This is a genomic window from Anabaena sp. CCY 9613, from assembly GCF_963920895.1.
Lineage (GTDB): Bacteria > Cyanobacteriota > Cyanobacteriia > Cyanobacteriales > Nostocaceae > Cyanocohniella.
The window spans coordinates 1-22,851 of record NZ_CAWUDE010000024.1; the positions used below are offsets into that span (position 1 = coordinate 1).

Genomic DNA, 22,851 nt, shown 5'->3' on the forward strand with positions numbered 1-22,851 from the left:
TTGTCGTCAACAGGGTCGCACCGTCTACCATATTCATTGGGAGACCTCCAGGAATAGTTCCGTTACCTTTATCTTGTGCTTTCCTCTTCTTTTTTGCTACTCCCTCTCACATAAGGCGTATAATATATCGTGCTACACAGGTAAAATACACACCCGCATGAGCTTTATATTAATCAATCGTGACAAAACCTCTTAAGGAAGCAAAGAAGAGACTTAATTTTTATGATTTTATTTGGCAACTCATCGTTTTACTCGTAAAATCGAAGACAAAGTAAAACTCAGTAGAATAGATTCCCTAAATTGATGAGTCAGTTAATAAGTCAGGGTGCGAGAGCTATCACTAAATCTCAAATGCTGGATAGGATAAATGATATCGCTTGGCAGGCTCACCAAGGTAGCGTTGCTGCGATTATTCAACTATTAAACGAAAAGCTAGCTAATTCTGGCGTCAGAACCAGAGCTATTTTTGCTGATGGTGTTCTACAACTTCTGTGTGAGGCGGCTAAAGAAGAAGAGCTAGAGCAATCTACTCTGGTAGCAGAAATTCAGCAAATCCTGGATTCCATCACACCCCGTAATATTCGGCGAGTCAATATCAACAGTCGTATCGTTCGGGAACAGCAATTGCTTTGGTTAACAGAAATTTATCGCGATCGCGAAAACCAATTGCTTTGGTCGCAAGAAATTATCTTAGCGCAACCACATATTTTCAAGCAATTAATTACAGATTTTAAAGAAGCCCAAAAAGACGTAAAAACTAATTTACCCAAGACCCAATTTTCTCGTTCTTCAGTACTTATTAAAAATTCACCCAAAAAAGGGATACTAGCTACAGTTGGGGTCTGCTCGCTGTTATTGCTAGGTTGGGTTGTCTATGGCCAGTTAGGTCATAAATTAACTAACTTCATGCAATCAAAAAACTTGAATTCTTTGACGACAAACACTAAGGAGAGTTCACCCCGTGTTGGGGTAAATAGCCTTTCTAACCCTGTTGAAGACGCATTTGGAGAAGCTGTGCGAATTGCTAACTTAGCCTCAGATGGAGGAAAAGTAGCTAAAACTTCAACTCAGTGGTTAGAATTAGCTGCTCAGTGGCAACGAGCTTCAGGTTTAATGAGTATGGTACTACCCGATCATAGTCGCTATGAAGAAGCTAAAATTCGCACTCAACTATATAAAGAATATAGTGACATAGCCAAAGCGGAAGCAGAGAAAAATAAAATTTAGTGTTTGGGGTTAGCTAGATTTTTAGTAAGACAAAATTACATGTAAAAAGTAAGGAGTTATTACTGAAAGAAGGTGAGTTAAGTGGTGTGCAAGTTAAACATGTTGCTTGGTTGGGTTTAGTTTTGCTCAACCCAACCTACAAAACATTGTAATTTTACTGGATGTTATAAATATTAAATACAGCCATTGTCATATTCTGGTTTATCTGAAAATAAATTGACCTCATTTTTTGCTAACTCCCCTCCAGCATAACCAGCAGCTAAAACTATGCCATAAAAAGCGACTCCAGGAACAGCTAGGGGTAGAGCTGCTGCTGCAACTCCTCCTGCTATCGCACCTCCTAAAATTCCCTCCGTATTTTCCATCAAATGATAAAGTTTCAAATAAGAAATTAAATATTCGTTTAAAGTTTCCATGTAACCTACATTTTTTCAATTTCTAATCTTTTCTTAAAATAGTTCTGTTAGATAACAAATATTATTTCAAAAACTCCTATCGAATTAGATTGTGTAGAGACGCAAAGTTTAACGCCTCTACAACATATCAACATCAACCCTAACTAGGCACTCATCTCTAACATCCTTTGAATTGGTCTTAATGCCGCAATACGTATTTCTTCTGACGTGGTAATTTCAGGAGTGCGATTCTTCATTGCTAAATAGAGTTTTTCTAAAGTGTTTAACCGCATGAATGGGCACTCGTTACAATTGCAGTTATTCAATGGTGGGGCAGGAATAAAGCGTTTGTTAGGAGCCAGTTTTTGCATTTGGTGGATGATACCTGGCTCTGTAGCCACGATAAAGTCATTTGTAGGACTACTTTGACAATATTTAAGTAAAGCTGCTGTGGAACCGATAAAACTGGCGTGGCGCAATACACTACTTTCACATTCTGGGTGAGCGATCGCCTCTGCCTCTGGATGAGCAATTTTTAATTGGACAATTTTCTTTTCGGAAAAGGTTTCATGGACGATACAGCTACCTTGCCACAGCAGTAAATTACGTCCAGTCTGTTCCATGACATACCTGCCCAAATTCCTGTCTGGAGCAAAAATAATCGGCTGTGACTGGGGTATCTGCTGCACAATCTTGACAGCATTGGAACTGGTGCAGATAATATCGCTCATGGCTTTAATTTCCGCAGAACAGTTGATGTAAGAAACCACCAAATGATTTGGATGTGCTGCTTTAAATGCGGCAAACTCTTGTGGTGGACAACTGTCTGCTAAGGAACAACCAGCATCTAAATCTGGTAAAAGCACCAATTTATCAGGATTGAGTATCTTTGCCGTCTCTGCCATGAAGTGAACACCAGCAAAGACAATGACATCTGCATTGGTCTTTTCTGCGGCTTTGGCTAATTGTAATGAATCCCCAATAAAGTCAGCGATATCTTGAATATCTGGGTCTTGATAGTAATGCGCCAGGATCACCGCGTTGAGTTCTTTTTTGAGAGTCTCAATGGCAGCAAATAAATCCAGCGGTAGTCCACCCGGTTGGGTTTTGTTTTGTTGAGGTAGTGCAGTGGTAAACACAGTTAAGGGGTGCTTTAAGTTGCAAGTTTTTGTTCTGTGGATTCAATTATAGTAGTTTTTACCAAAAATAGTAGATGGTGGATGTCCCTACAGTTGTGTCCAAATCCGGCGGAGTTTCATATGCTGGAGATAGACGGCAAGGAAAGTGGCATGACCAGTCAGAAAACTCAATCAATAACCCTAAAAATTGCTGTAGTTGGAGATGTTCACGATCAATGGGAATTAGAAGATGGCATGGCACTCAAGCATCTGGGTGTTGACTTAGTGCTGTTTGTGGGTGATTTTGGCAATGAGTCGGTGGAAGTAGTCAAAGCGATCGCCTCCCTCGACATTCCCAAAGCAGCAGTAATGGGAAACCACGATGCCTGGTACACTGCCACGGAATGGGGTCGGAGGAAGTGTCCCTACGATCGCTCTCAGGAAGATTGGGTACAGCAACAACTCGATTTATTGGGCCCTGCCCATGTTGGTTACGGTAAGCTAGATTTTCCCGCGTGGAATTTAACTGTGGTGGGGGGTCGTCCTTTTACTTGGGGTGGCCCAGAGTGGAAATTTGCGGATATCGTGCAAGAACGTTATGGTGTCACGAGTCTGGAAGAATCGGCTGATCGCATCGTTAAAGCGGTAAAAAGTGCGGCTCATGAGACGATTATTTTTCTCGGTCATAATGGGCCCAGTGGATTAGGCGATCGCCCAGAAGATCCCTGCGGTAAAGACTGGCATCCTATAGGCGGTGACTTTGGTGATCCAGACTTAGGCGAGGCGATTTCTCAGACCCTCACGGCTGGTAAAACTATTCCTCTGGTGACATTCGGTCACATGCACCGCACCCTCAGACATACCAAAAAAATGCAGCGCAAAGCTGTCTTTAGAAGTCCCGAAGGAACAATTTACTTGAACGCGGCAACTGTACCCAGGATTTTGGAAAATCAGGGCGATAAGCTGCGTAATTTTTCGATTGTTTCCCTAGAAGCGGGTGAGGTTTCCCAAGTCTCTCTAGTGTGGGTAGGCCATGATTTCCAGGTGACTTCAGAGGAAATTTTGTACGAGCGTTCGCTTAGTGTGTCATAGATATTTGCCTTCAAGAGTGCAATCTGCGTAGATGATGAGATATAGTATTATCTGTCAGCTTGTTAATGGTCGGCAAAAGCGCTATGATAGCTTACTGTCGTCAATTCATTAAGGGCTAGACAGTTTTATTGGAGAGGTGGCAGAGTGGTCGATTGCGTCCGACTTGAAATCGGATGAGGCTAAAACCTCCGGGAGTTCGAATCTCCCCCTCTCCGTTGAAGAAATATTGGGTTTTGTCTGGTTAATTAACATCCTCAGCAATGAATAATTAATTTTTCAAGACGGCAAAGTTTTCAAAATTGGTAAAGCTGAAAATCCTGATGATTCTGCTTCATTTAATTGAAAGCCCGTGAGTGCGATCGCTATTGCTTCTACAGCAGAATTTCACTGCCGAATAGTGAGTCTAAATACTTATATGACGAGTGTTTATTCTGTCACTTGTTCAAATTTAAATCCACTTTCTTTGGGGCCGCCACCACCTCTAACTACTCTCACAAGCACAGGTTCTTGTTGGCGATCGCCTTGCTCATCAAATTGTAGTAGATATCCAGAAGTTTCACTCTGTACAAGACTCAGAGATTTGAGGTTCTCTAAAACACTTTGACGAGTTGGATTGCTAGACATAGATATAGCCTGAATAAAAGCTCGAGTCGCATCATAAGTTGTAGCTGTACGCCAACTAATCTGCCCTCCCCATCTCTGACTAGCTTGATCTGCAAATTTTTGGGAGTTTTCTTCCCCTGCAAACCAGGGTACAGCTAAAACCAAACCTTCACCAGCTTCACCGGCTTGTCTTAAAGTCTCTGTATTATATAAAGCATCTGCGCCCAGTACAGGTAATTTTTTACTGCCTTGATTTTCTAATTTTTTTTGAGCGCGCATAATTTCCATTGCTACAGAAATTAATTCTGGTTCTGGGAACAAAATCATGGCATCGGCTTGATCCCGATATGAACTAAGTAAGACTTCAGCATCAGCATTTAAGGTAGCAAGGCTCACATTTATCGTTCTGACAAGTTCACCACCATTTTTTTGGAATTTTTTTTCAAACTCTTGATATAAGCTCTGACTATATTCATTTTCAGGATTATGGAAAATTACAACTTTTTCATAGCCTTTATTTAGAGAATGTTCTGCTAATTTTTCACCAATTTTTGTGTTAGAAGTTACTGTTCTAAAAAAGACCGGACTATTCAGGAAGGTACTTGTGCTGGATGGAGAAACCATAGCTATGTTAGCCCTTTCATACACAGGTATTGCCGCTTGACTATTTGTACTGGTGTAGTGTCCAATAACTCCTAAAATTTCTAGGTTTGTCGTTACATCTTGAGCAATTTTTTCAGATTGAATAGAATTATTATTATCATCAGCCATGACTATATTTAATAACTTATTATTAACTCCACCTGAAATGTTAAATTCATCTTGTGCTTGGGCAACCCCTCGCAAAAATTCAGCAGCAATATCTCTTCTAGTAGACACAGGTAAAGCTACTACTAAACTCAGGGGATTACCATTTTAATATGCTTTAGCATTATTATAAAATATATGTAATTCTGGATCTGTAGGAAAAGCTTGTATAGCTCTTTGGAAAGAATTAATAGCTTCAGTATAATTTTGAGTTTTAAAAGCATTAAAACCCCGATCACGATTGATATTCTCATTACCTCCAAAGAGAGTACCCTCTCCTTGACTAAATAGTGTTGCTTCTATTTGCTCAGTAACAAATAAAGGCTTAATCAGTCTCCGATATTGCCACACGACTAATGGCATTAGTAGTAACGGTATAGCCAGAATTAAGATAAATAGCTGGTGTCTTTGTGTTGCAAGTTTTTGGCTAGCATAAAGAAATTGATAATCTAGAGCAGTCAATTCATTAGCTTTTGCCCATGCTTGAGCTTGTCTTAATTTCTGTCCACGTAAAAGTTTATAATTATCCTGACAAGAAGAGCTTTGCCATGCTATTAGTTCCTGCCGATAAGGTCGTAAATCCGTTAATGTTTGATTAATCCATTCGTGATTAAAAACAGCCTTGTAAATAGGATTATATATCTTTAATTTACCGTGTTTTTTTACTACTAATCCTGAAAGGCGTAATTCCATTTGTTCAGGACTATCATCAGCAGTAATTTCTCCATGTTGCAAAATTTGATGATAAAGTCCTACTAGCTTAACTGTAAGTTTTTCATTCCGCACAATGCGATCACTGATTGTTCGCAAATGCTCTGGATCATCTTGATATTGCCAATTTTCGATAATCCGCGACTTTACTAATTCTTCTACGCCAGATACCTCAATTTCATCGGCAATGATGTTACACAGCTTTTGGGTAAGAAATGGTTGTCCACCTGTCCAAGTTAAAATTTCCTTCAGTACGTTTTCGGGATCGCTAACTTTTCCCTCCAACCCTTTAGCTAATAGCTTGGATTCAATAAATTGAAATCCATTTAATTCAATTGCCCTACCGATATTAAATGGTGTACGTCTTTTTTCTCTCATTAAATACGATGGTGTCGCCACTCCCAATAAACAAAATGTCAGGCGTTTATAGTCTGAATTATCAGCACGCTGGTTATAGCAAAATCTGATTAAGGCAAAAAAGTCATCAGGAGAAAAATTTTTTAAACTAAGAACGCTATCTATTTCATCGATGAAAATCACAATTTTTCCAGGAATCTGCGTGAGCAATACTTCTTCAATAAATTTGCTCAAGCGTCTGACTGGGGATAAAAGATTGCGTCGATGCCACCAACTAGTTAAATCAAAATGTTCCGATAAATTTAAATTATTGACTAGACTATCTATCACCCCTGCATACCATTTTCCTGGTTTTATATCTGTCCCAATTTCGTTGAGGTCTATAGCTGCACAAGTAATTTCATCGGCCTGCAATCGTTCCATAATTCTTACCCGCAAGCTAGATTTGCCCATCTGACGGGAATTAAGAACGTAACAAAATTCACCTTCTTTTAAACCGTAATACAAGTCATCATCTGCCTGTCGTGTGACATAAGTAGGTACATCAGCAGGTAAACTGCCTCCCACTTGGTATTGATAGTTGGTCAAGTCAGCTAAATTCATAACATCATCAACAATTCAAGCGATCGCGAAAATATAAGCGATATAAATCACACAAAGGCTGCACAGAATTGCCAGTATATTTTACTAGTCTCATACTCCGCAGTTTATATGCTTTGTCTGGATCTATTTTGACGGGGACATTGGCACTAACTACCTGCTGCATCGCTGCTAGTAGTTCTGGATTGTCCTGTAATGTTGACCAATAACGCAGTAAATGATCGCCATATAAGCCTTCTTCTGTAGGAGCAATGTGTAAAAACTTCTCTAACGTTAGTTCGCGTTGCGCTATTTTATACAATGCTTTTTTTTACCAACCAAGGATGTCCGCCCACCATTGCCATAAGTTGAGTAATTTGCCCTTCATGCCAATAAAGTTTGAGGTGTTGTGCAAATTTCTGGATTTGCTCTTGAGTTAATTCTGGTATTTCTACGGGTTTACCAACATTAAATGGTGACCTATTTCTATCTATAGGAATGTACTCTTCTTGAGCATAAGCAATTACCAAGCGTAGCTTTTGCCAACAAGGCTGAGTCCTCCCCTTCTCATACCAAGCTCGCAGCAAGGGCAAAAAATTACAGGCGATCGTCGGATATGAAAAAATCACATCAGTATTATCCAAGCCTAAAAGCAAGGGACTAGGAATTACTGCCAATAGTCTTTCCAAATAGTTGGTACAGTTACTATTGGCACTTAATGTACCGCCCCAATGTTGAGCTAAGTTATTCGGTAAATGTAACCCCTTGGCTATGCTGCTACAGAACCACTGCAAGAACCTTTCTAGACTATTAAATACTTCTTGTTCTGGCTCCTGAAAGTCCACTCTGACAGCTTGATAGCCTTGCTGAGTTGCATGATTGAGAATTTGAATCATTAAGTAAGTTTTACCCCATTGCAAAGGAGCTTTAACTCGAATTAATGAGCCTGGACGCTCAATTTCTCGATAGCAACCAGTATAAAAAGCTGAATCGAAAAAGAATAATTCTTGTTTGGAGGCTAATTCTGAATGTAGTAAATCTGCCAAATTCCACCAATTTTCCTCTACTGTTTGTAGGGGTACAGCCAGTCCTCCTTGGGTATTATCATAAGCAGCAATAATTCCCACTACAGCTTGAGCTTCAGTATCAAACACCGGGGAACCACTGTAGCCACCAATAATTTGTTGTGAGTCTGCCATGACTCGTAACCGTAACATACATAAATTATTAAAATCGGCATGGGGGTTAGCATCGGTAATACTACCCTCAATAGTTCCACCGCAGGGGAAGTCTAGCCTGCCATAACCAATGGAGCGAAATTGTTTCCCCGGTTCAAAAGTCAATAACAAAGGTGCGGCTTCGCCTTGATAGCCAGGTAATTGCAATACAGCAAAGTCGTCATGGGAGCTACTTCCCAAATAAACTAACTCAACTTTTTGCCCATTAACTCTGACATTTTCCCAACCATCAGCATCTTCAACTACATGGGCGCAGGTAAGTAAATGTCCTGTGGATGAGATAAAAAAACCTGTGCCTCGGATAATATCTTCAGGCGTGGCGATCGCAACGGTACAAGCTTTAACTAAATCCCAACTCATGTAAGTTTATTTATTTACGGTTTATTTTCTTCTGGTGCCAGTTTCCAAGTGATTTTCACCTTCAATGATGCTTGTGCAGAGGATTCCACCACATACACCGAGCCTTTGGCAGTAAAATTTAAACCAAATTCCACTTCACCATTCACAGGCTGTGATTCTTGCTGCAAGGTGCGGAATGCCCTAGTAATTGGACGACAGCCGTTCACAATCAAATCCTGAACTGCATCAAAGCTGGCTTCTACTTTTTCTATGGGTAAATCACTAGGAGCCGATACACGACCCACTGATATATCTGGTATCTCAACTGCTACCAAAATTGTGCTGCCATCTGCTGTATCTAATTCTAAAAGTTTACGGGACATGATTTAATGAGCTTGTGAATAAATATCAACAACGTAGTAAATTTAACTACTTTTTACAATAAATTGATGTAAATTTTTTGGTAAAAAATGTTCTTGGTAGAAAATTTACCTAAGGACAATATCTAGAAAAATTATACTAATAAATCAATTTTCCCGCAGAATTAGCTTATAACTACACCTCGCTACCCCATGAGTTCCCTATCTTCTCGATTTGACAAAATTCTAGTTGTCGATGATTCTCCTGATAATGTGTTTTTGATCAAAACGATTTTGGAGGAAGAAGGCTATACGGTTAGCACCGCAGAGAATGGTGTCTCTGCCTTGATACAACTGGAAACATCGCCTTGCGACTTGGTATTACTGGATCTGATGATGCCAGGTATGGATGGATACGAAGTTACTAGGCGCATTCGTGAAGATATGAAGTTGCAAGCATATATTCCTATCCTGCTGATTACTGCCCACGATGCGCCTAATGTGGCGCACGGATTAGACTTGGGTGCTGATGATTTTATCCGCAAACCTGTGACTGTAGACGAATTACTCGCAAGGGTGCGATCGCTCTTACGTTTAAAGCGCAGCATAGATGAACGTGATGAAATTGCCCGCCAGCGCGAAGATTTTGTTTCCCGTCTCACTCACGACTTACGCACGCCTTTAGTAGCAGCTGATCGCATGTTAATGCTGTTTCAGCAGGGTGCTTTGGGAAATTTATCACCACAAATGGCAGAAGTCATCACCATCATGGCGCGGAGTAATCTCAACCTGCTGTCTATGGTGAATACCTTATTGGAAGTTTATCGCTTTGAAGCCGGACGCAAAACCCTGGCATTTCAACCAGTTGATCTCAGTCAGTTGCTAGAAGAATTAGTTGGTGAACTGACACCCCTAGCACAAGACAAAAAACTATCTCTGAAACTGGAGTTGTCTGAGGATGCTACCAATACTATAGTGATGGGCGATCGCTTAGAACTACATCGTTTATTCACTAATTTAATCGGTAATGCCATCAAATTTACGGAATCTGGTTCAGTGGCTATTCGTCTTACTAGTGTACTTTGGAGTAGCAAAATTAGTTCCTCTGAGTTTACCGCCTCTGCCAGTATCAGTGACTACGTTACCATTGAAATAGCAGACACAGGCACAGGTATTTCGCCTGAAGAACAAGCCAATTTGTTTGAAAGATTCCGTCAGGGAAGCCACAAGAGTTCTGGTAGTGGCTTAGGATTATACCTTTCTCGTCGCATAGTCGATGCACATCACGGTAGTATTCTGGTAAGTTCTGAGTTAAATAAAGGTAGTGTATTCATGGTTAATCTACCTATTAAACAGTAAGAACCACAATAATAAATTATGATCAATGAATTATCTAATGTGGCGGCAATTATTAGTAAGCAGCGTGAGTTTTTTCAGACTGGTCAAACGCAAAATGTAGATTTCCGTCTCGCACAACTCAAAATATTAAAGCAAGCAATTGTTGAGCAAGAACAAGCAATCTTCCAAGCACTAGAAGCAGATTTACATAAACCAGAATTTGAGACTTATATTTCAGAAATCCTGGTTACCAAAGAAATTGATTATGCTATAAAACATCTTAAAAGTTGGACTCAGCCGCAAAAAACAGCAGTTCCCTGGCAATTATTTTCCTATTCAGCCCGAATTAACCCAGAACCACTAGGGGTAGTTTTAATTATTGGTACTTGGAATTATCCCTTTAATTTGATTATTGCACCCTTAGTAGGTGCGATCGCCGCGGGAAATTGTGCAATTCTCAAACCTTCAGAAATTGCCCCTCATACTTCTAGTTTGTTGGCTGAGATAATTGGCAAATATTTTGATCCAGCATATATTGCCGTAGTAGAAGGAGGGGTGGAAATCAGCCAACAACTACTCGCAGAAAAATTCGATCATATCTTTTTTACTGGTGGTACAGGGGTGGGCAAAATTGTTATGGCAGCAGCAGCCAAACATCTCACACCAGTGACTTTAGAATTAGGTGGTAAAAGTCCTTGTATTGTTGATAATGAGATTAATTTAGAATACACAGCTAGACGTATTACTTGGGGTAAATTTCTCAACGCCGGACAAACTTGTATTGCACCTGACTATCTTTTAGTTAATCAAAAAATTAAACCAGATTTGATTAATGCCATAAAAAAATGCCTCACAGGATTTTATGGAAATAATCCCGCCAGCAGTCCAGATTATGCTAGAATTATTAGCCAAAATCATTTTGAGAGATTGGGTAAGTTGCTCAAAGATGGTGCAATTATTATTGGTGGAGAAACTGACCAATCAACACTTTATATTGCTCCCACAGTAATTGATCATGTTTCCTTAACAGATACCATCATGCAAGAGGAAATTTTTGGCCCCATCTTGCCTGTAATTGAATACACTGATATTACAGAAGCGATCGCCTTAATTAACTCAAAACCAAAACCCTTGGCTTTATACTTATTCACACAAAATAAAAATCTGCAAAAGCGAGTTTTACAGGAAACTTCCTCTGGGGGAGTGTGTATCAATGATACAAACTTACAGTTTGGCGTCGCATCTTTACCATTTGGTGGTGTAGGTGAAAGTGGTATAGGCAGTTATCACGGTAAAGCTGGTTTTGACACCTTTTCCCATCACAAAAGTGTATTAAAACATTCCTTTTGGTTGGATTTAAACTGGCGATATGCTCCCTACAAACACAAATTACCCATAATCAAGCGTATTTTGGGTTAGTTAGCCAAGACTACTACTATAACGCTCTTCCGCCCAAGGTTCACCCCGCCGATGGTAGCCATTACGCTCCCAAAACCCAAGTTCTTCCTCACTGAGAAATTCCAAACCATTAATCCATTTGGCACTTTTCCAGGCGTAGAGGTGGGGTACAACCAGCCGCATTGGGCCACCGTGTTCTGCGGGTAACGGTTCATCAAATAATTGCCAGGCCAAGAAATTTTCTGCACGCATCAAGTCTGCCATAGCAATATTGGTAGTGTAACCGCCATAGCAGTGTTCCATCACATGCACTGCTTGGGGATCTACCTCAATTAAATTCATAAAATCGGTCACCTTGATGCCAGTCCACTTCACATCCAGTTTTGACCAGCGCGTTACACAATGAAAGTCGGCTGTAAACTCGGATTGAGGTAGTTTCATCAAATCTGACCACGTAAATACCGCAGGTTTTACCAAACCCGAAACCCGAAACTCCCAGTCTTCTGTACTAACTTGGGGTGTTGCACCGTAGGTTAATACGGGGAAACCCTTAGCCAAATGTTGACCTGGGGGAACGCGTTTTTGCTCTTCCTCGTTTGGTTTATGAAAAAATTTTCCTGGCATATTCTCAAAAAAATAAGTCTTGTGATTGGCAAGTCGCTCATTCATGGGTGGAGGGTAATGGGTAATGGGCAGCCCCAATTACTCATTACCGATTTTCTTTTAACCCAATTAGCTTTTGCAGACTACTTATTATTGATAATGCAATCAGAAAAGCAGCGAAAAAGCGCTCATACACTATTGAGAAATTTGGACGGTAGCTTTTACCGCGCAAATCTTCGGTGCTGTCCCTGCTTTTACTCAATAGGGAATTATTATTCTTCGTCCTCTTCTTCAGTGGTTGGATAGACAAAGGTAGAACGTCCAGTCAAAATTGACTTGCCCAGAGACAGGGCCTTTTGAGCTTCCACAACAGCTTTGTGTCTCCAAGTAGCTCGACGTTTATCTCGTTTGGATTTGGATGTTTTCTTCTTAGGAACAGCCATAATAGCGGATATCGCAATTCTTGACAACCTTTTTATTCTAAGCGATCAAATTGACATTTATTTAGGGACTAGGGGCTAGAAACTTTTTTCCTTCTTCTCCCGCATCCCTGGCATCTCCCTCTACTTCTGCGCCTCATCAGTAGGGGAATTAGTGGCATTTGCGGGACTAGCAGTTGGAGGAACAATAGTGGCTGCTTGTCCTACATTGGGTCTGGCCGGTTGGTTATCAAAGAATAAGAGCGATCGCGCTGTTTTGAAGTATGTTGCCCAACGTTGGGCATCGGGGCGTGTGCGCCATTGCTGGCGACTGACATCTAAAGTCAAGATGGGCGCGATCGCTCCATAACTTTGTACGGTGACGATAATTGAAACATCTGTTACTAAAATATCTTGGTCTAAGCTACGTTGAGCTGCTGCTCTGGCAACCGCTTCTGCCCTCCGCAGTATGGTTTCATAAGCTTCATCTTCCATACGGTCAATACTCAGGTCAACTCTGGCGGTATAAGCGCGCACTACCTGGGGTGCGATCGCTTCTGTCAACATCCACACTGAAACTGGTGAAAAAAGTAAAACCATTAACGGAAATATCCGGATTTTTTTGGCAATTTGGCCAATAAATAGAGAGGGGATGATCGATGATGGTTGATGAGCAACACTCCTGTGCATAACCTGAAAACTCCTAATTAATCAATTGATAATTTGAATTTGTGTAAGCAATATTTGCTAGAAAACATGTAACTAATTTAACTTAGGAAACGGTAATTTGATAATAATCTCCTAGACCATAAGACATAGGTTAGCTTTGTTTTTTCAGCAAAGCCAACCGCAATTTTAGGCAAACAAACGACCACCTACAAACAGCGGGATGGCAAATTACTGGGCGATCGCCATAGGCATCAATCAATATCAGTTATTTCAACCGTTACGTTGCGCTCAAGCAGATGCCGAAGCGCTAAATGATTTTTTAGTTCAAGAAGGAAGTTTTGTCAGGCAACGCTGCTTGTTAATGACAGAGACTTCGCCACCAATTGGAGACAGATCCACCTATCCCACCAAGGAAAATATTCTGCTGTTGCTGGAGGATTTAGCAGCCGCCTGTTGGCAACCACAAGACCATCTGTGGTTATTCTTTTGCGGTTATGGGATTAATTACAAGGGTCAAGATTACTTAATGCCAGTGGCAGGAAATCCAGAATTAGTAGAGGAAACTGGCATCGAAGTGCGATCGCTGATGCAAAGTCTGCAAATGACTGGACTGAATACATTGCTACTGCTGGATATCCACCGTGCTTTTGGCACTCAAACCGATACTCTTGTGGGCCAAGAAACCATAGAACTGGCTGCGGAACTACAACTGGCTACAATTCTTTCTTGTCAACCAGAGCAATTCTCCCATGAAAGTAGCGAACTAGGCCACGGTTTTTTTACAGCAGCAATTTTAGAGGCTTTGCGTTCCGGTAATGCCAGCAATTTGGCTGATCTAGAAAGCTATCTGAGTATTCTCACTCCAGAATTATGTCAACACTACTGGCGTCCTACACAAAACCCTGTAACCGTAATTCCCTTTAATCAGCTAGCAATCTTGCCGCAATTGGAGATGCAAAAAAATAGTAAAGTTATCCCCAGCACCATAGAACCTAGCGCCGCAGAATCAGTGATTTTTCCCGAAGAATCCTTCGCTGTTGCACTAGCCACATCTTCTTTGGGCGCAAAACCCACCGTAAATTCCCCTCAGCCGCCAAAAACGAATATTTGGCAAGCAGCCCCAGTAGTCGAAACAACCCTTGGGAACATATCTCAACAGCTGAGTTGGCAAAACTTGATCCCAAAGTCCCATAAATTAGAAACACCACAATTTTCTGGTGTAGCAACTGATTTGAGCAAAGGACAATACGGCAACCAGCCAGCCCAATTGGTCACGTCTTCTCCAGAAATGGCTACAGGCGGTCGGTTCATCCCTAACACACCTAAACCTAATCCTTCTCGTTTGCCACAAAATAAGTCAGCTACTCCAATTTGGCAACAGTTTTTATTTTGGGGTGGCGGCACTATGTTGATAGTGGCTTTAATTTTTGTAGTTATTCTTCGCAATCAGGCACAATTTTTATCAGTCAAAGATACACCACCAGCATCACCCACTGCTGTGACCCCTGAGTCTGAGACACCCCCCGTAACGCCTCCGGCAAACAACCAATCTAGCGCCCAAATAGCCTCCATTTCTGAGTCTAAAAAGCGAAATCAAGCAGTATTAGACCTAGCAAAAATGTCTCTGAGGCAAACTCAAGCTAGTGATCTCAGCTTGGCCATCGCTACTGCGCGCAAAATTCAACCAGGTGAACCGCTTTACGAACAAGCCCAAGAAAATATTAAAATTTGGACTCGTATGATTCTCGATTTAGCAGAGGGTCGGGCCCAGCAGCAACAATATACTAATGCCATTGCAGCCGCTAAATTAATTGCCAAAGATCAGTCACTTTATCCCCAAGCACAAACAGCAATTAATCAATGGCAGTTAGAAGCTAAACAATTTGTAGGTAACAAAACTGTTTTAGATGCGGCCAAGTCCTTAATTAGATCTGGACAGGCATCAACATATAATCGTGCCATTGAAGTTGCCAAAAGAGTCCCACCAGGACAGCCAGGCTTTGATCTCGCGGAAAAATCTATTAATGACTGGAGTGAGAAAATTTTAGAGTTGGCTAAAAATCGAGCCAATCAGGGCAATATCAAAGCGGCCATTGAAACGGCTACTTTAGTTCCAGAGGTGACAGCAGTCTACGAAGATGCTCAAGAATCCATCCAAAAATGGCAAGCAAGAATAGATAAAAAATAAAAAAGCTAGGAGTTAATTGCTAACTCCTAACTCTCTTCACTGAAGACTCAACACTGGTATTTAGCAGTACTGAGAAATATCCTCGCCACATTCGTCAGCAAGATAACACAGTGCGCGGAAGCGTAAACCAACCACTTCTTCATATAAGGGATTGAGTTTACACATGGGGGGGATGTGAAACAGGGTTTTGCCGAATAATTTGACATCACGCTCAAAGGGACATTGAGCAGGAATCAGTTTGCACAAACGATGAGCTAATTGGCGATCTTTAACCGCAATACTTTCTACTCGCTGCCGTAGGGGCCGGAGAATATCACCGTAAAACTTAGGAGCCGAATGGTTGAGCTGGGTTACAGGAGCTTTACTCGTCTGTGTTGGGTTGATCGATACCCAGCTTGTGAAAAAAATATTTTTTTTGGTATCATCAAATACCTTCATGGTTATTCCTCTGTATTAATGAGGTTATTCACCTTTCTGATGAATATATACAATGTGGCAATGACCTGTCCCGGAGAAATGTTTTCCTGACTGAGTTACAATAGGATGTTACAGTAACTACTTAAGTCAGAATCCAATTTATTACTACGTCAAGTTAATCGCAGTTTATGCGGGATCGGGAGTGTAAAAATGTAATCTTCTTCGTAACTTGACACAGATTAAATTTTAATAAAGACATCTGTCGTTGGACAGGTTTTATTGTAACATTTACAAAATTTAATATAAGCAAATCTGAAAATTATTTTTGTTAAGTATAAATATTAGCAATAGAAATAGGGGATGGGGAGGCGGAGCATTGTAGGTATTAAGCGGCCTGTGGTCATATATGGCCCTTGGCAATGCCTCATAAAAAACAGTGTTTGTCTGGGAATTGGCAATTTACGGAGTGCTGGGGCTAACTTAATTATAGTCCTCCTAGTCTTCTGGGCTTGTTGATTGCTTTGACCTTTGGCAGTATGGTCAATCGTCACCGCCCACTGTCCATCCCCACCTTGCTTCGCTGAAAGTGGGGACTTCCGTGATTCCGTTAAACAAAAAAAGCCTGCGTAGGCAGGCTTCGTCTATATAGCCGCATCCTTCAGGGTGACGGCAATGTTTGATTGATTATGATGCTACTTGAGCTGTAGTGCGAGTCCGCCGTCTTCTACCATCAGCAACCTTCACAGGTGGTTCATCAGGAATTTGCATCAACAAAGTCACCGTTGGTTGACATTGCAGTTCTCGGCGAATGGAACGTTGCAATTCCCGTTCTAATGTGCCTTGCAACCCACCCCAGTCTACTTCTGTTTTTTCGCCTTCAGAGGGTTGGGCAAATTCTGACCACCGGACACTGAGCATTTCTTCGATGCGTTGTTGTACCCATTTTTGGACAAGCGATCGCTCTACACTGGTAACTACGCCACGCATATGTATTTCTGGTTTGGCCATAAGTTTGCCGTTCCAATCAATGGCCGCTGCAATGGTAACCAGTCCTTCTTCTGACATGCGTTGCCGTTCTTGCAAGACTTTGGCACTTACCATACCAGAACTTGTAGTGTCCACAAGTTCAATACCGGATGGTACTTTACCAGCAACGCGAATCGCTTCTTGAGTCAGTTCTATGACATCACCATTCTGGATGAGTACCATGTTTTCGGCAGGGATACCCATACTCTGTGCCGTTTGTGAGTGCTTCACAAGCATTCGGTGTTCACCGTGAACAGGTACGAAGAACTTGGGACGAGTTAAGGCAATCATCAGTTTTTGTTCTTCCTGACAGCCGTGTCCTGAGACGTGAATACCTTTGTCTCGACCATAGACTACATTGGCGCCCTGAATCATCAATTTATCGATGGTATTGACCACAGCAATAGTGTTGCCAGGAATCGGGTTGGCGGAGAATACTACTGTATCTCCTTGACGGATTTTAATGTGGGGATGTTCTTTGTTGGCAATACGGGTCATGGCTGCCATTAGTTCACCCTGGGAACCAGTAGTCAAAATTAAGACACTTTCGTCTGGTAAGTTACGGGCTGCATTCAAGGGTTGGAAAATGCTATCTTCACACTTGATGTAACCTAAGTTACGGGCATGAGCAATCAAATTCAGCATGGAACGACCCACAACCGATACGACACGGTTATGCTTCTGTGCTAACTGCAAAATCATGTTGATGCGATGCACACTCGAAGCGAAGGTGGTGACAAATAATCTGCCAGTGGCTTGACCAAATACCCGGTCAAGATTGGGATAAACTGAACGTTCCGAAGGAGTGAATCCCGGTACTTCTGAGTTGGTGGAATCGCTCAATAAGCACAGTACACCTTGTTCACCGTGTTCTGCTAGCCTTTGTAAGTCAAAGTTTTCGCCATCAACTGGTGTATGGTCAATTTTAAAATCACCTGTGTGGATGACTATTCCCAAAGGCGTATGGATAGCTAGAGTAAAGCTATCAGCCATAGAGTGGGTGTTACGGATGTATTCCACAAAGAAATGTTGTCCAATTCGCACAACATCACGGGGTGCGACCGTTCTTAACTCGGTGCGATCGCGTACTCCTGCTTCTTCCAATTTACCTTCTAGCAAGGCCATTGCTAGTCTGGGCCCATAAATCACAGGGATATCAAATTGCTTGAGGTGAAAAGCAATCCCGCCAATATGGTCTTCATGACCGTGGGTGACGACCATGCCTTTAATTTTGTGACGATTTTCCCTGAGATAAGTGGTATCTGGTAGGACAATATTCACTCCCAGCATTCCTTTTGTGGGGAAAGCCAAACCCGCATCTAATAAGATGATTTCGTCTTCATACTCGAAAACACAAGTATTTTTACCAATTTCATGCAAACCGCCCAAAGGAATAATTTTGAGGGCAGAATTAGTTTCGTTATTTACCATTTTCTCCTGAGATTGTTGTTGGTTTTTCGGTGTTAATAAATTCAAACTTAGCGATCTTGTATGAAAAAAATACTAGCTTTCTATCTAAAAGCAGCTAAATTTTATGTGAGATGTTCAGTTGTTTGTTCAATAAAATGGACTCGAAATTAAAGGATTCAACATATATCTATGACAGTCTTAGCACAGGCATTTAAAGTGTAGATTATTTAAAATTATGCTCATTATTGATATAGCATTTCTTACTTTGGTGCAGTATGGCTTCACAGGCTAGAGTGGTTTACTCCATCGACATAAAAAGTGTTGTCTGCGTTTTTGGCAACTATTTCAGTTAGCAAGCATTCCCCAAGCTGCTGTCTAGATTAAGTCTAGTTTTTCCAAAACTGCTTTTAATTTGTCACTCACATCTGAATCAGCTTCGCATAGCGGTAGACGAGATGAACCCACCTCCCAACCTTGAAGTTTCAGCGCTTTTTTAACTGGAATGGGATTTGTAGTTAAAAATAAAGCTTTAAACAACGGAAACAGTTGCAAATGAATCTCGCTAGCCAGTGCAACTTTCCCTGCACTAAAAGCTTGGATCATCTGCTGTAGTTGGTTTCCTACCAGATGAGAAGCTACACTAACTACACCCTTGGCCCCAATGGCTAACAAGGGTAGGGTTAAAGAATCATCTCCAGAGTAAATCTGAAATTCTTGTGGTGTCAACCGCCGGATTTCACTTGCTTGGTCTAAATTTCCACTAGCTTCTTTAATGCCAACAATATTGCTAATTTCCGCTAACCGGGCAACTGTTTCTGGACTGAGGTTTTGACCAGTACGTCCAGGGACATTGTATAACAGTAATGGTAGGTCGGGACAAGCTTGGGCGATTGCTTGAAAGTGCTGGTAGAGACCTGTTTGTGGCGGTTTGTTGTAATAAGGTACAACTTGTAAGGAACCATGTACTCCTATTTTAGCTGCTTTTTCGGTGGCCGCGATCGCTTCTTTGGTGGAATTAGAACCACATCCTGCTATCACCTTAGCTTTGCCTGCCACGGCTTGCAATACTTCCACAAATAGCTGATATTCTTCCTCCCAACTGAGAGTGGGGGATTCTCCTGTCGTTCCACATACCACCAACGTATCTGTACCGTTGTTAGCTAGATTTGCTGCTAGTTCGGCCGCTACATCATAGTTGACACTACCGTCTGTTTTGAACGGTGTAATCATAGCGGTTAAAACTCTGCCAAATTCTCCCACCCTGTTTTCACTCCTGATTACCCTTTTGGTTTTTTTGTATCTTGGTGGTTTTCTATTTTAATAACCTATTAATCAATTTGTTTCAAGCGTATTCTGCACATTATATTTGATGTTTCTGTATCTTAATTAGCGCCATATGCTAGAAATCTTATTTCTTATTTCTTTAGCTAGAAGCATATACCTTTGTTGGTTGTAGGAGATTTTTTTCTACTAATAATTCGGCAATTTGGACTGCATTCAAGGCTGCGCCTTTACGAATTTGGTCACCACAAAGCCACAATTCCAAACCGCATGGATGAGAAATATCCTGACGAATTCTCCCTACCAATACTTCATCCTGCCCAGTGGCTTCCATTGGCATGGGAAAATAATTGTTTTCCCAATCTTCTAATAATTTTACTCCAGGAGCGCGGCTTAAAATTTCTCTAGCTGTATCTGGATTAAATGGTTGGGCAAATTCTAGATTAATTGCTTCTGAATGAGCGCGTAGTACGGGAACCCGTATACAAGTAGCAGTAATTCTAATTTCTTGATTATCAAAAATTTTCCGGGTCTCGTTGACCATTTTCATTTCTTCCTCACAATATCCCGCATCATTTAAGGGGGAATTATGGGGGAATAAATTAAATGCTAATGGGTAAGGCAAGACCTCAGCTACTGGCTGCTGTCCTTGTAAAATAGCACTAGCTTGGGTTTTGACTTCTGCCATTGCTTTGGCACCAGCACCACTAGCTGACTGATAAGTTGAGGCGACAATACGTTTTATGGGACTGATTTGATGCAAAGGCCAGATTGCCACTGTCATCAAAATTGTCGTGCAGTTGGGGTTAGCAATAATACCTTGGTGATCAGCCGCTGCTAAGGGATTCACTTCTGGCACTACTAAAGGCACTTGGGGGTTCATCCGAAAGGCACTAGAGTTATCTATAACTACTGCACCCTTGCCTACAGCTATGGGGGCCCAGGTTTTGGATGTGGAACCACCTGCACTAGCTAGCACCAAATCTACATTTTCTAAAGCGCGATCGCTTACTGCTTCTACTGGTAAATTTTCCCCTTGAAACGGCAGCGATCGCCCGACACTTTGCGGCGAGGCCAACAACTTCAAATCGGCAACCGGAAAATGCCGGCTTTCTAGTAATTCCAGCAACTCCGTGCCCACAGCACCAGTTGCTCCCAAAATAGCTACACGATAGGATTTTGACAAACTAGCTCCCTCCTTCGAGAGGTTATGTGCGATTTTTTGAAACAATTCAGAATATATGCTGAGTTAATTTAAAGAAAATATAGCTATGGCAAACTTTGAATAAAAATTTTTTCTGATTTTTAATTCTTTTCTGAAGATGGTAGTTTAATTTTTTATTTTACATTCATATTAGGTAACGGTAATATTTATTATCAAATTATAAAAATACTATATATATCACCATTATACAACAACCTGAGGTCGGTGTATATTCCCCGAATAAAATTCAGGGGCTTTACACATCATGTCTGGTAAAGTTATTGAGGTAAAGTGTCAAGACCTTTGCCATTGGCAGTAAACTGGATATCTACTGAAGAGCGGCTAGATTCAGTCGTGTCAACTTGTGGACTGGTGAGGCAGCGCGGTGAGGCAGGCTCCCCATGAGCGACTGTCAAACCCCGAAGGATTAGCGCCGACGCTTCCAGGTTTTTTACCACAGAGTAGCAGGAAGAAAATGTGATATTTTGTTAGCATTTTTGGATTGGCGCTCATCCATATAATATGGAACTTTAAAACATCCCTTGTGGGTACCTCCCATCTCCAGCCAAAAAACATTAACCCACAGAAGCGTTAAATTGCTTCTTGTGCGTCATTGGAGCCAAACATACCGGAAATATAGAGACGAAGCATGAAAGTTACCCAGGAAAAACTTCCCGCCAGCCAAATTGGCTTGGAAATCGAGATTACGCCAGAAATTACCAAGCAAACTTACGAACAGGTAATTAAAAACTTAGCTAGTACTACCAATATTCCTGGGTTTCGTAAAGGCAAGGTGCCTCGGCAGATATTGCTCCAGCGCCTAGGCGTAACTCGTATTAAAGCAGCAGCATTGGAAGAACTGGTTCAAGATGGTGTCGAGAAAGCACTCAAACAAGAAGAAATTCCGGCAATTGGTCAGCCACAATTGCGGACTTCGTTTGAGGAATTGATTAATAATTATGAACCAGGAAAACCTCTGACTTTTTCTGCGGCCGTAGATGTCGAACCAGAAGTTAATCTGGTACAGTACACCGAGTTACAAGCCAAAGCCGAAGAAATCAAGCATGATTCCAGTCGAGTCGAAGAAGTCCTGCAAAAAGAACGAGAAGAATTAGCCACATTGATTCCCGTAGAAGGACGTGCAGCCCAAATTGGCGATGTCGCCGTAGTTGATTTTAAAGGTGTACTGGCCAAAGGCGAAGGCGAAGACAAAACAGCCGAACCCACCCCAATTCCGGGGGCCGAAGCCACAGATTTTCAACTGGAGTTGCAAGAAGATAAATTTATTCCTGGCTTTGTTTCTGGCATGATAGGCATGAATCCTGGAGAAACCAGAGAAGTTTCTGCTCAGTTCCCAGATCCTTATGCTGACGAAGAATTAGCGGGAAAACCAGCAACTTTTACGGTGACACTACACGAATTAAAAGAAAAAGAACTCCCAGAGTTGAATGATGACTTTGCTCAGGAAGTCAGTGACTTTGATACATTGGCTGAATTACGGGCGTCTTTAGAAGAGCGATATCAAAAAGAAGCCGAGGAAAAAACCAAATCAAACCAGCAGGAAGCATTGTTAGGGGAACTGCTGAAGTACGTAGAAGTTGACTTGCCAGAAACGCTAATTGATCAAGAAATTGATGCCATGCTGACGCAAACAGCAATGCGACTGTCTCAGCAGGGATTAGATGTGAGAAAGTTGTTTACCCAAGATATTATTCCGCAATTACGTGAGCGATCGCGCGATGAGGCCATTGAACGCCTCAAACGTTCTTTGGGATTACGGGAAGTCGGTAAACGTGAGTCCATCGAATTGACACCTGACGAAATTCAAGCCAGAGTCAATGAACTCTTGGAACAGTATGCAGACCAAGACATTGACCCAGTGAGAGTACGTTCAGTGGTAGAAAACGAACTGTTAACTGAAAAAATCGTCGATTGGCTGCTCGCACATTCCACCGTCGAACTTGTCCCCGAAGGCTCTTTAAGCCCCGCAGAAGAGGAAACAGCAGCAGAATCAGCAACAACTGAACCTCAGACTGAGGAAGTAAGCGCCGAAACTAATACTTGATTCAGTGC

The 22,851-nt window shown here is 41.6% G+C and carries 20 protein-coding genes and 1 tRNA gene; 7 read left to right on the forward strand and 14 right to left on the reverse strand.

Annotated elements, in window-relative coordinates; all coding sequences use genetic code 11:
* Window positions 1–303 precede the first annotated feature (303 nt).
* On the forward strand, window positions 304–1,227 hold the full coding sequence (locus ACM0OT_RS21390; RefSeq protein ID WP_414566412.1) for a hypothetical protein: 924 nt from the start codon (window positions 304–306) through the stop codon (window positions 1,225–1,227).
* 173 nt (window positions 1,228–1,400) lie between these two features.
* Here the strand turns inward: ACM0OT_RS21390 and ACM0OT_RS21395 are convergent, their stop codons facing one another.
* Both ACM0OT_RS21395 and nadA read right to left on the reverse strand, forming a co-directional pair.
* Entirely contained in the window at window positions 1,401–1,643 is a 243-nt protein-coding gene (locus tag ACM0OT_RS21395) for a hypothetical protein (RefSeq protein ID WP_414566413.1), read from the reverse strand.
* A gap of 143 nt (window positions 1,644–1,786) precedes the next feature.
* On the reverse strand, window positions 1,787–2,761 hold the full coding sequence (gene nadA / locus ACM0OT_RS21400; protein ID WP_414566414.1) for a quinolinate synthase NadA: 975 nt from the start codon (window positions 2,759–2,761) through the stop codon (window positions 1,787–1,789).
* 150 nt (window positions 2,762–2,911) lie between these two features.
* Here nadA and ACM0OT_RS21405 point away from each other — a divergent pair, with 150 nt between their 5' ends.
* Together ACM0OT_RS21405 and ACM0OT_RS21410 are read left to right on the forward strand one after the other, a co-directional pair.
* Window positions 2,912–3,832: a TIGR04168 family protein gene (locus ACM0OT_RS21405; RefSeq protein WP_414566461.1), complete on the forward strand. Its 921-nt coding sequence runs from the start codon at window positions 2,912–2,914 to the stop codon at window positions 3,830–3,832.
* 130 nt (window positions 3,833–3,962) lie between these two features.
* A tRNA-Ser gene (locus ACM0OT_RS21410) sits at window positions 3,963–4,047 on the forward strand.
* 211 nt (window positions 4,048–4,258) lie between these two features.
* On the opposite strand, the gene ACM0OT_RS21415 is transcribed toward ACM0OT_RS21410, so the two are convergent.
* From ACM0OT_RS21415 to ACM0OT_RS21435, 5 genes are read right to left on the reverse strand one after another with little or no spacing between them, the layout of a single operon-like run.
* Window positions 4,259–5,314: an ABC transporter substrate-binding protein gene (locus ACM0OT_RS21415; protein ID WP_414566415.1), complete on the reverse strand. Its 1,056-nt coding sequence runs from the start codon at window positions 5,312–5,314 to the stop codon at window positions 4,259–4,261.
* A gap of 36 nt (window positions 5,315–5,350) precedes the next feature.
* Window positions 5,351–6,913, reverse strand: a complete 1,563-nt coding sequence (locus ACM0OT_RS21420; RefSeq protein WP_414566416.1) for an AAA-like domain-containing protein — start codon at window positions 6,911–6,913, stop codon at window positions 5,351–5,353.
* 7 nt (window positions 6,914–6,920) lie between these two features.
* Window positions 6,921–7,211, reverse strand: coding sequence for an AAA-like domain-containing protein (locus ACM0OT_RS21425; protein ID WP_414566417.1), 291 nt, complete (start codon window positions 7,209–7,211; stop codon window positions 6,921–6,923).
* Complete coding sequence (locus ACM0OT_RS21430; RefSeq protein ID WP_414566418.1) at window positions 7,204–8,487, reverse strand: AAA-like domain-containing protein; 1,284 nt, start codon at window positions 8,485–8,487, stop codon at window positions 7,204–7,206. Before ACM0OT_RS21430 ends, ACM0OT_RS21425 begins: the two co-directional genes overlap by 8 nt.
* A gap of 14 nt (window positions 8,488–8,501) precedes the next feature.
* Complete coding sequence (locus ACM0OT_RS21435; RefSeq protein ID WP_414566419.1) at window positions 8,502–8,849, reverse strand: CU044_2847 family protein; 348 nt, start codon at window positions 8,847–8,849, stop codon at window positions 8,502–8,504.
* A 189-nt stretch (window positions 8,850–9,038) separates the two neighbouring features.
* Between ACM0OT_RS21435 and ACM0OT_RS21440 the strand changes: the two genes are divergently transcribed.
* Both ACM0OT_RS21440 and ACM0OT_RS21445 read left to right on the forward strand, forming a co-directional pair.
* Window positions 9,039–10,184, forward strand: a complete 1,146-nt coding sequence (locus tag ACM0OT_RS21440; RefSeq protein ID WP_414566420.1) for a hybrid sensor histidine kinase/response regulator — start codon at window positions 9,039–9,041, stop codon at window positions 10,182–10,184.
* A 15-nt stretch (window positions 10,185–10,199) separates the two neighbouring features.
* Window positions 10,200–11,582: an aldehyde dehydrogenase family protein gene (locus tag ACM0OT_RS21445; RefSeq protein WP_414566462.1), complete on the forward strand. Its 1,383-nt coding sequence runs from the start codon at window positions 10,200–10,202 to the stop codon at window positions 11,580–11,582.
* Here the strand turns inward: ACM0OT_RS21445 and ACM0OT_RS21450 are convergent, their stop codons facing one another.
* The 3 genes from ACM0OT_RS21450 to ACM0OT_RS21460 all read right to left on the reverse strand — a co-directional run bounded on the left by ACM0OT_RS21450 (window position 11,583) and on the right by ACM0OT_RS21460 (window position 13,273).
* Window positions 11,583–12,185, reverse strand: coding sequence for a sulfite oxidase-like oxidoreductase (locus tag ACM0OT_RS21450; protein WP_414566463.1), 603 nt, complete (start codon window positions 12,183–12,185; stop codon window positions 11,583–11,585).
* Between the two features lie 251 nt (window positions 12,186–12,436).
* Window positions 12,437–12,607, reverse strand: coding sequence for a 50S ribosomal protein L32 (gene rpmF / locus ACM0OT_RS21455; protein WP_414543526.1), 171 nt, complete (start codon window positions 12,605–12,607; stop codon window positions 12,437–12,439).
* Window positions 12,608–12,727: 120 nt separating this feature from the next.
* Entirely contained in the window at window positions 12,728–13,273 is a 546-nt protein-coding gene (locus tag ACM0OT_RS21460) for a hypothetical protein (RefSeq protein WP_414566421.1), read from the reverse strand.
* 199 nt (window positions 13,274–13,472) lie between these two features.
* Here ACM0OT_RS21460 and ACM0OT_RS21465 point away from each other — a divergent pair, with 199 nt between their 5' ends.
* A complete protein-coding gene (locus ACM0OT_RS21465; RefSeq protein ID WP_414566422.1) occupies window positions 13,473–15,440 on the forward strand; it encodes a caspase family protein in 1,968 nt (655 codons plus the stop codon).
* Window positions 15,441–15,500: 60 nt separating this feature from the next.
* Here ACM0OT_RS21465 and ACM0OT_RS21470 read toward each other — a convergent pair whose 3' ends face one another.
* From ACM0OT_RS21470 to ACM0OT_RS21485, 4 genes are all read right to left on the reverse strand, one after another.
* The gene (locus ACM0OT_RS21470; protein WP_414566423.1) at window positions 15,501–15,878 is read right to left on the reverse strand and encodes a Mo-dependent nitrogenase C-terminal domain-containing protein; all 378 of its coding nucleotides are present in this window, start codon (window positions 15,876–15,878) and stop codon (window positions 15,501–15,503) included.
* A gap of 663 nt (window positions 15,879–16,541) precedes the next feature.
* On the reverse strand, window positions 16,542–18,314 hold the full coding sequence (locus ACM0OT_RS21475) for a ribonuclease J (protein WP_414566424.1): 1,773 nt from the start codon (window positions 18,312–18,314) through the stop codon (window positions 16,542–16,544).
* Between the two features lie 354 nt (window positions 18,315–18,668).
* Entirely contained in the window at window positions 18,669–19,553 is an 885-nt protein-coding gene (gene dapA, locus ACM0OT_RS21480) for a 4-hydroxy-tetrahydrodipicolinate synthase (RefSeq protein WP_414566425.1), read from the reverse strand.
* Window positions 19,554–19,716: 163 nt separating this feature from the next.
* Complete coding sequence (locus tag ACM0OT_RS21485; protein ID WP_414566426.1) at window positions 19,717–20,760, reverse strand: aspartate-semialdehyde dehydrogenase; 1,044 nt, start codon at window positions 20,758–20,760, stop codon at window positions 19,717–19,719.
* Between the two features lie 667 nt (window positions 20,761–21,427).
* On the opposite strand from ACM0OT_RS21485, the gene tig reads away from it, so the two are divergent.
* On the forward strand, window positions 21,428–22,843 hold the full coding sequence (gene tig, locus ACM0OT_RS21490) for a trigger factor (protein WP_414566427.1): 1,416 nt from the start codon (window positions 21,428–21,430) through the stop codon (window positions 22,841–22,843).
* Window positions 22,844–22,851 lie beyond the last annotated feature (8 nt).

What these genes read in the sequence shown, in the direction of transcription:
- ACM0OT_RS21435 (WP_414566419.1), bottom strand. Translation starts at nt 8,849, where the DNA reads ATGTCCCGTAAACTTTTAGAATTAGATACAGCAGATGGCAGCACAATT.
- ACM0OT_RS21475 (WP_414566424.1), bottom strand. Translation starts at nt 18,314, where the DNA reads ATGGTAAATAACGAAACTAATTCTGCCCTCAAAATTATTCCTTTGGGC.
- ACM0OT_RS21465 (WP_414566422.1), top strand. Translation starts at nt 13,473, where the DNA reads ATGGCAAATTACTGGGCGATCGCCATAGGCATCAATCAATATCAGTTA.
- ACM0OT_RS21430 (WP_414566418.1), bottom strand. Translation starts at nt 8,487, where the DNA reads ATGAGTTGGGATTTAGTTAAAGCTTGTACCGTTGCGATCGCCACGCCT.
- rpmF (WP_414543526.1), bottom strand. Translation starts at nt 12,607, where the DNA reads ATGGCTGTTCCTAAGAAGAAAACATCCAAATCCAAACGAGATAAACGT.
- ACM0OT_RS21405 (WP_414566461.1), top strand. Translation starts at nt 2,912, where the DNA reads ATGACCAGTCAGAAAACTCAATCAATAACCCTAAAAATTGCTGTAGTT.
- ACM0OT_RS21390 (WP_414566412.1), top strand. Translation starts at nt 304, where the DNA reads ATGAGTCAGTTAATAAGTCAGGGTGCGAGAGCTATCACTAAATCTCAA.
- ACM0OT_RS21460 (WP_414566421.1), bottom strand. Translation starts at nt 13,273, where the DNA reads ATGCACAGGAGTGTTGCTCATCAACCATCATCGATCATCCCCTCTCTA.
- ACM0OT_RS21440 (WP_414566420.1), top strand. Translation starts at nt 9,039, where the DNA reads ATGAGTTCCCTATCTTCTCGATTTGACAAAATTCTAGTTGTCGATGAT.
- ACM0OT_RS21420 (WP_414566416.1), bottom strand. Translation starts at nt 6,913, where the DNA reads ATGAATTTAGCTGACTTGACCAACTATCAATACCAAGTGGGAGGCAGT.
- tig (WP_414566427.1), top strand. Translation starts at nt 21,428, where the DNA reads ATGAAAGTTACCCAGGAAAAACTTCCCGCCAGCCAAATTGGCTTGGAA.
- ACM0OT_RS21470 (WP_414566423.1), bottom strand. Translation starts at nt 15,878, where the DNA reads ATGAAGGTATTTGATGATACCAAAAAAAATATTTTTTTCACAAGCTGG.
- ACM0OT_RS21450 (WP_414566463.1), bottom strand. Translation starts at nt 12,185, where the DNA reads ATGCCAGGAAAATTTTTTCATAAACCAAACGAGGAAGAGCAAAAACGC.
- ACM0OT_RS21395 (WP_414566413.1), bottom strand. Translation starts at nt 1,643, where the DNA reads ATGGAAACTTTAAACGAATATTTAATTTCTTATTTGAAACTTTATCAT.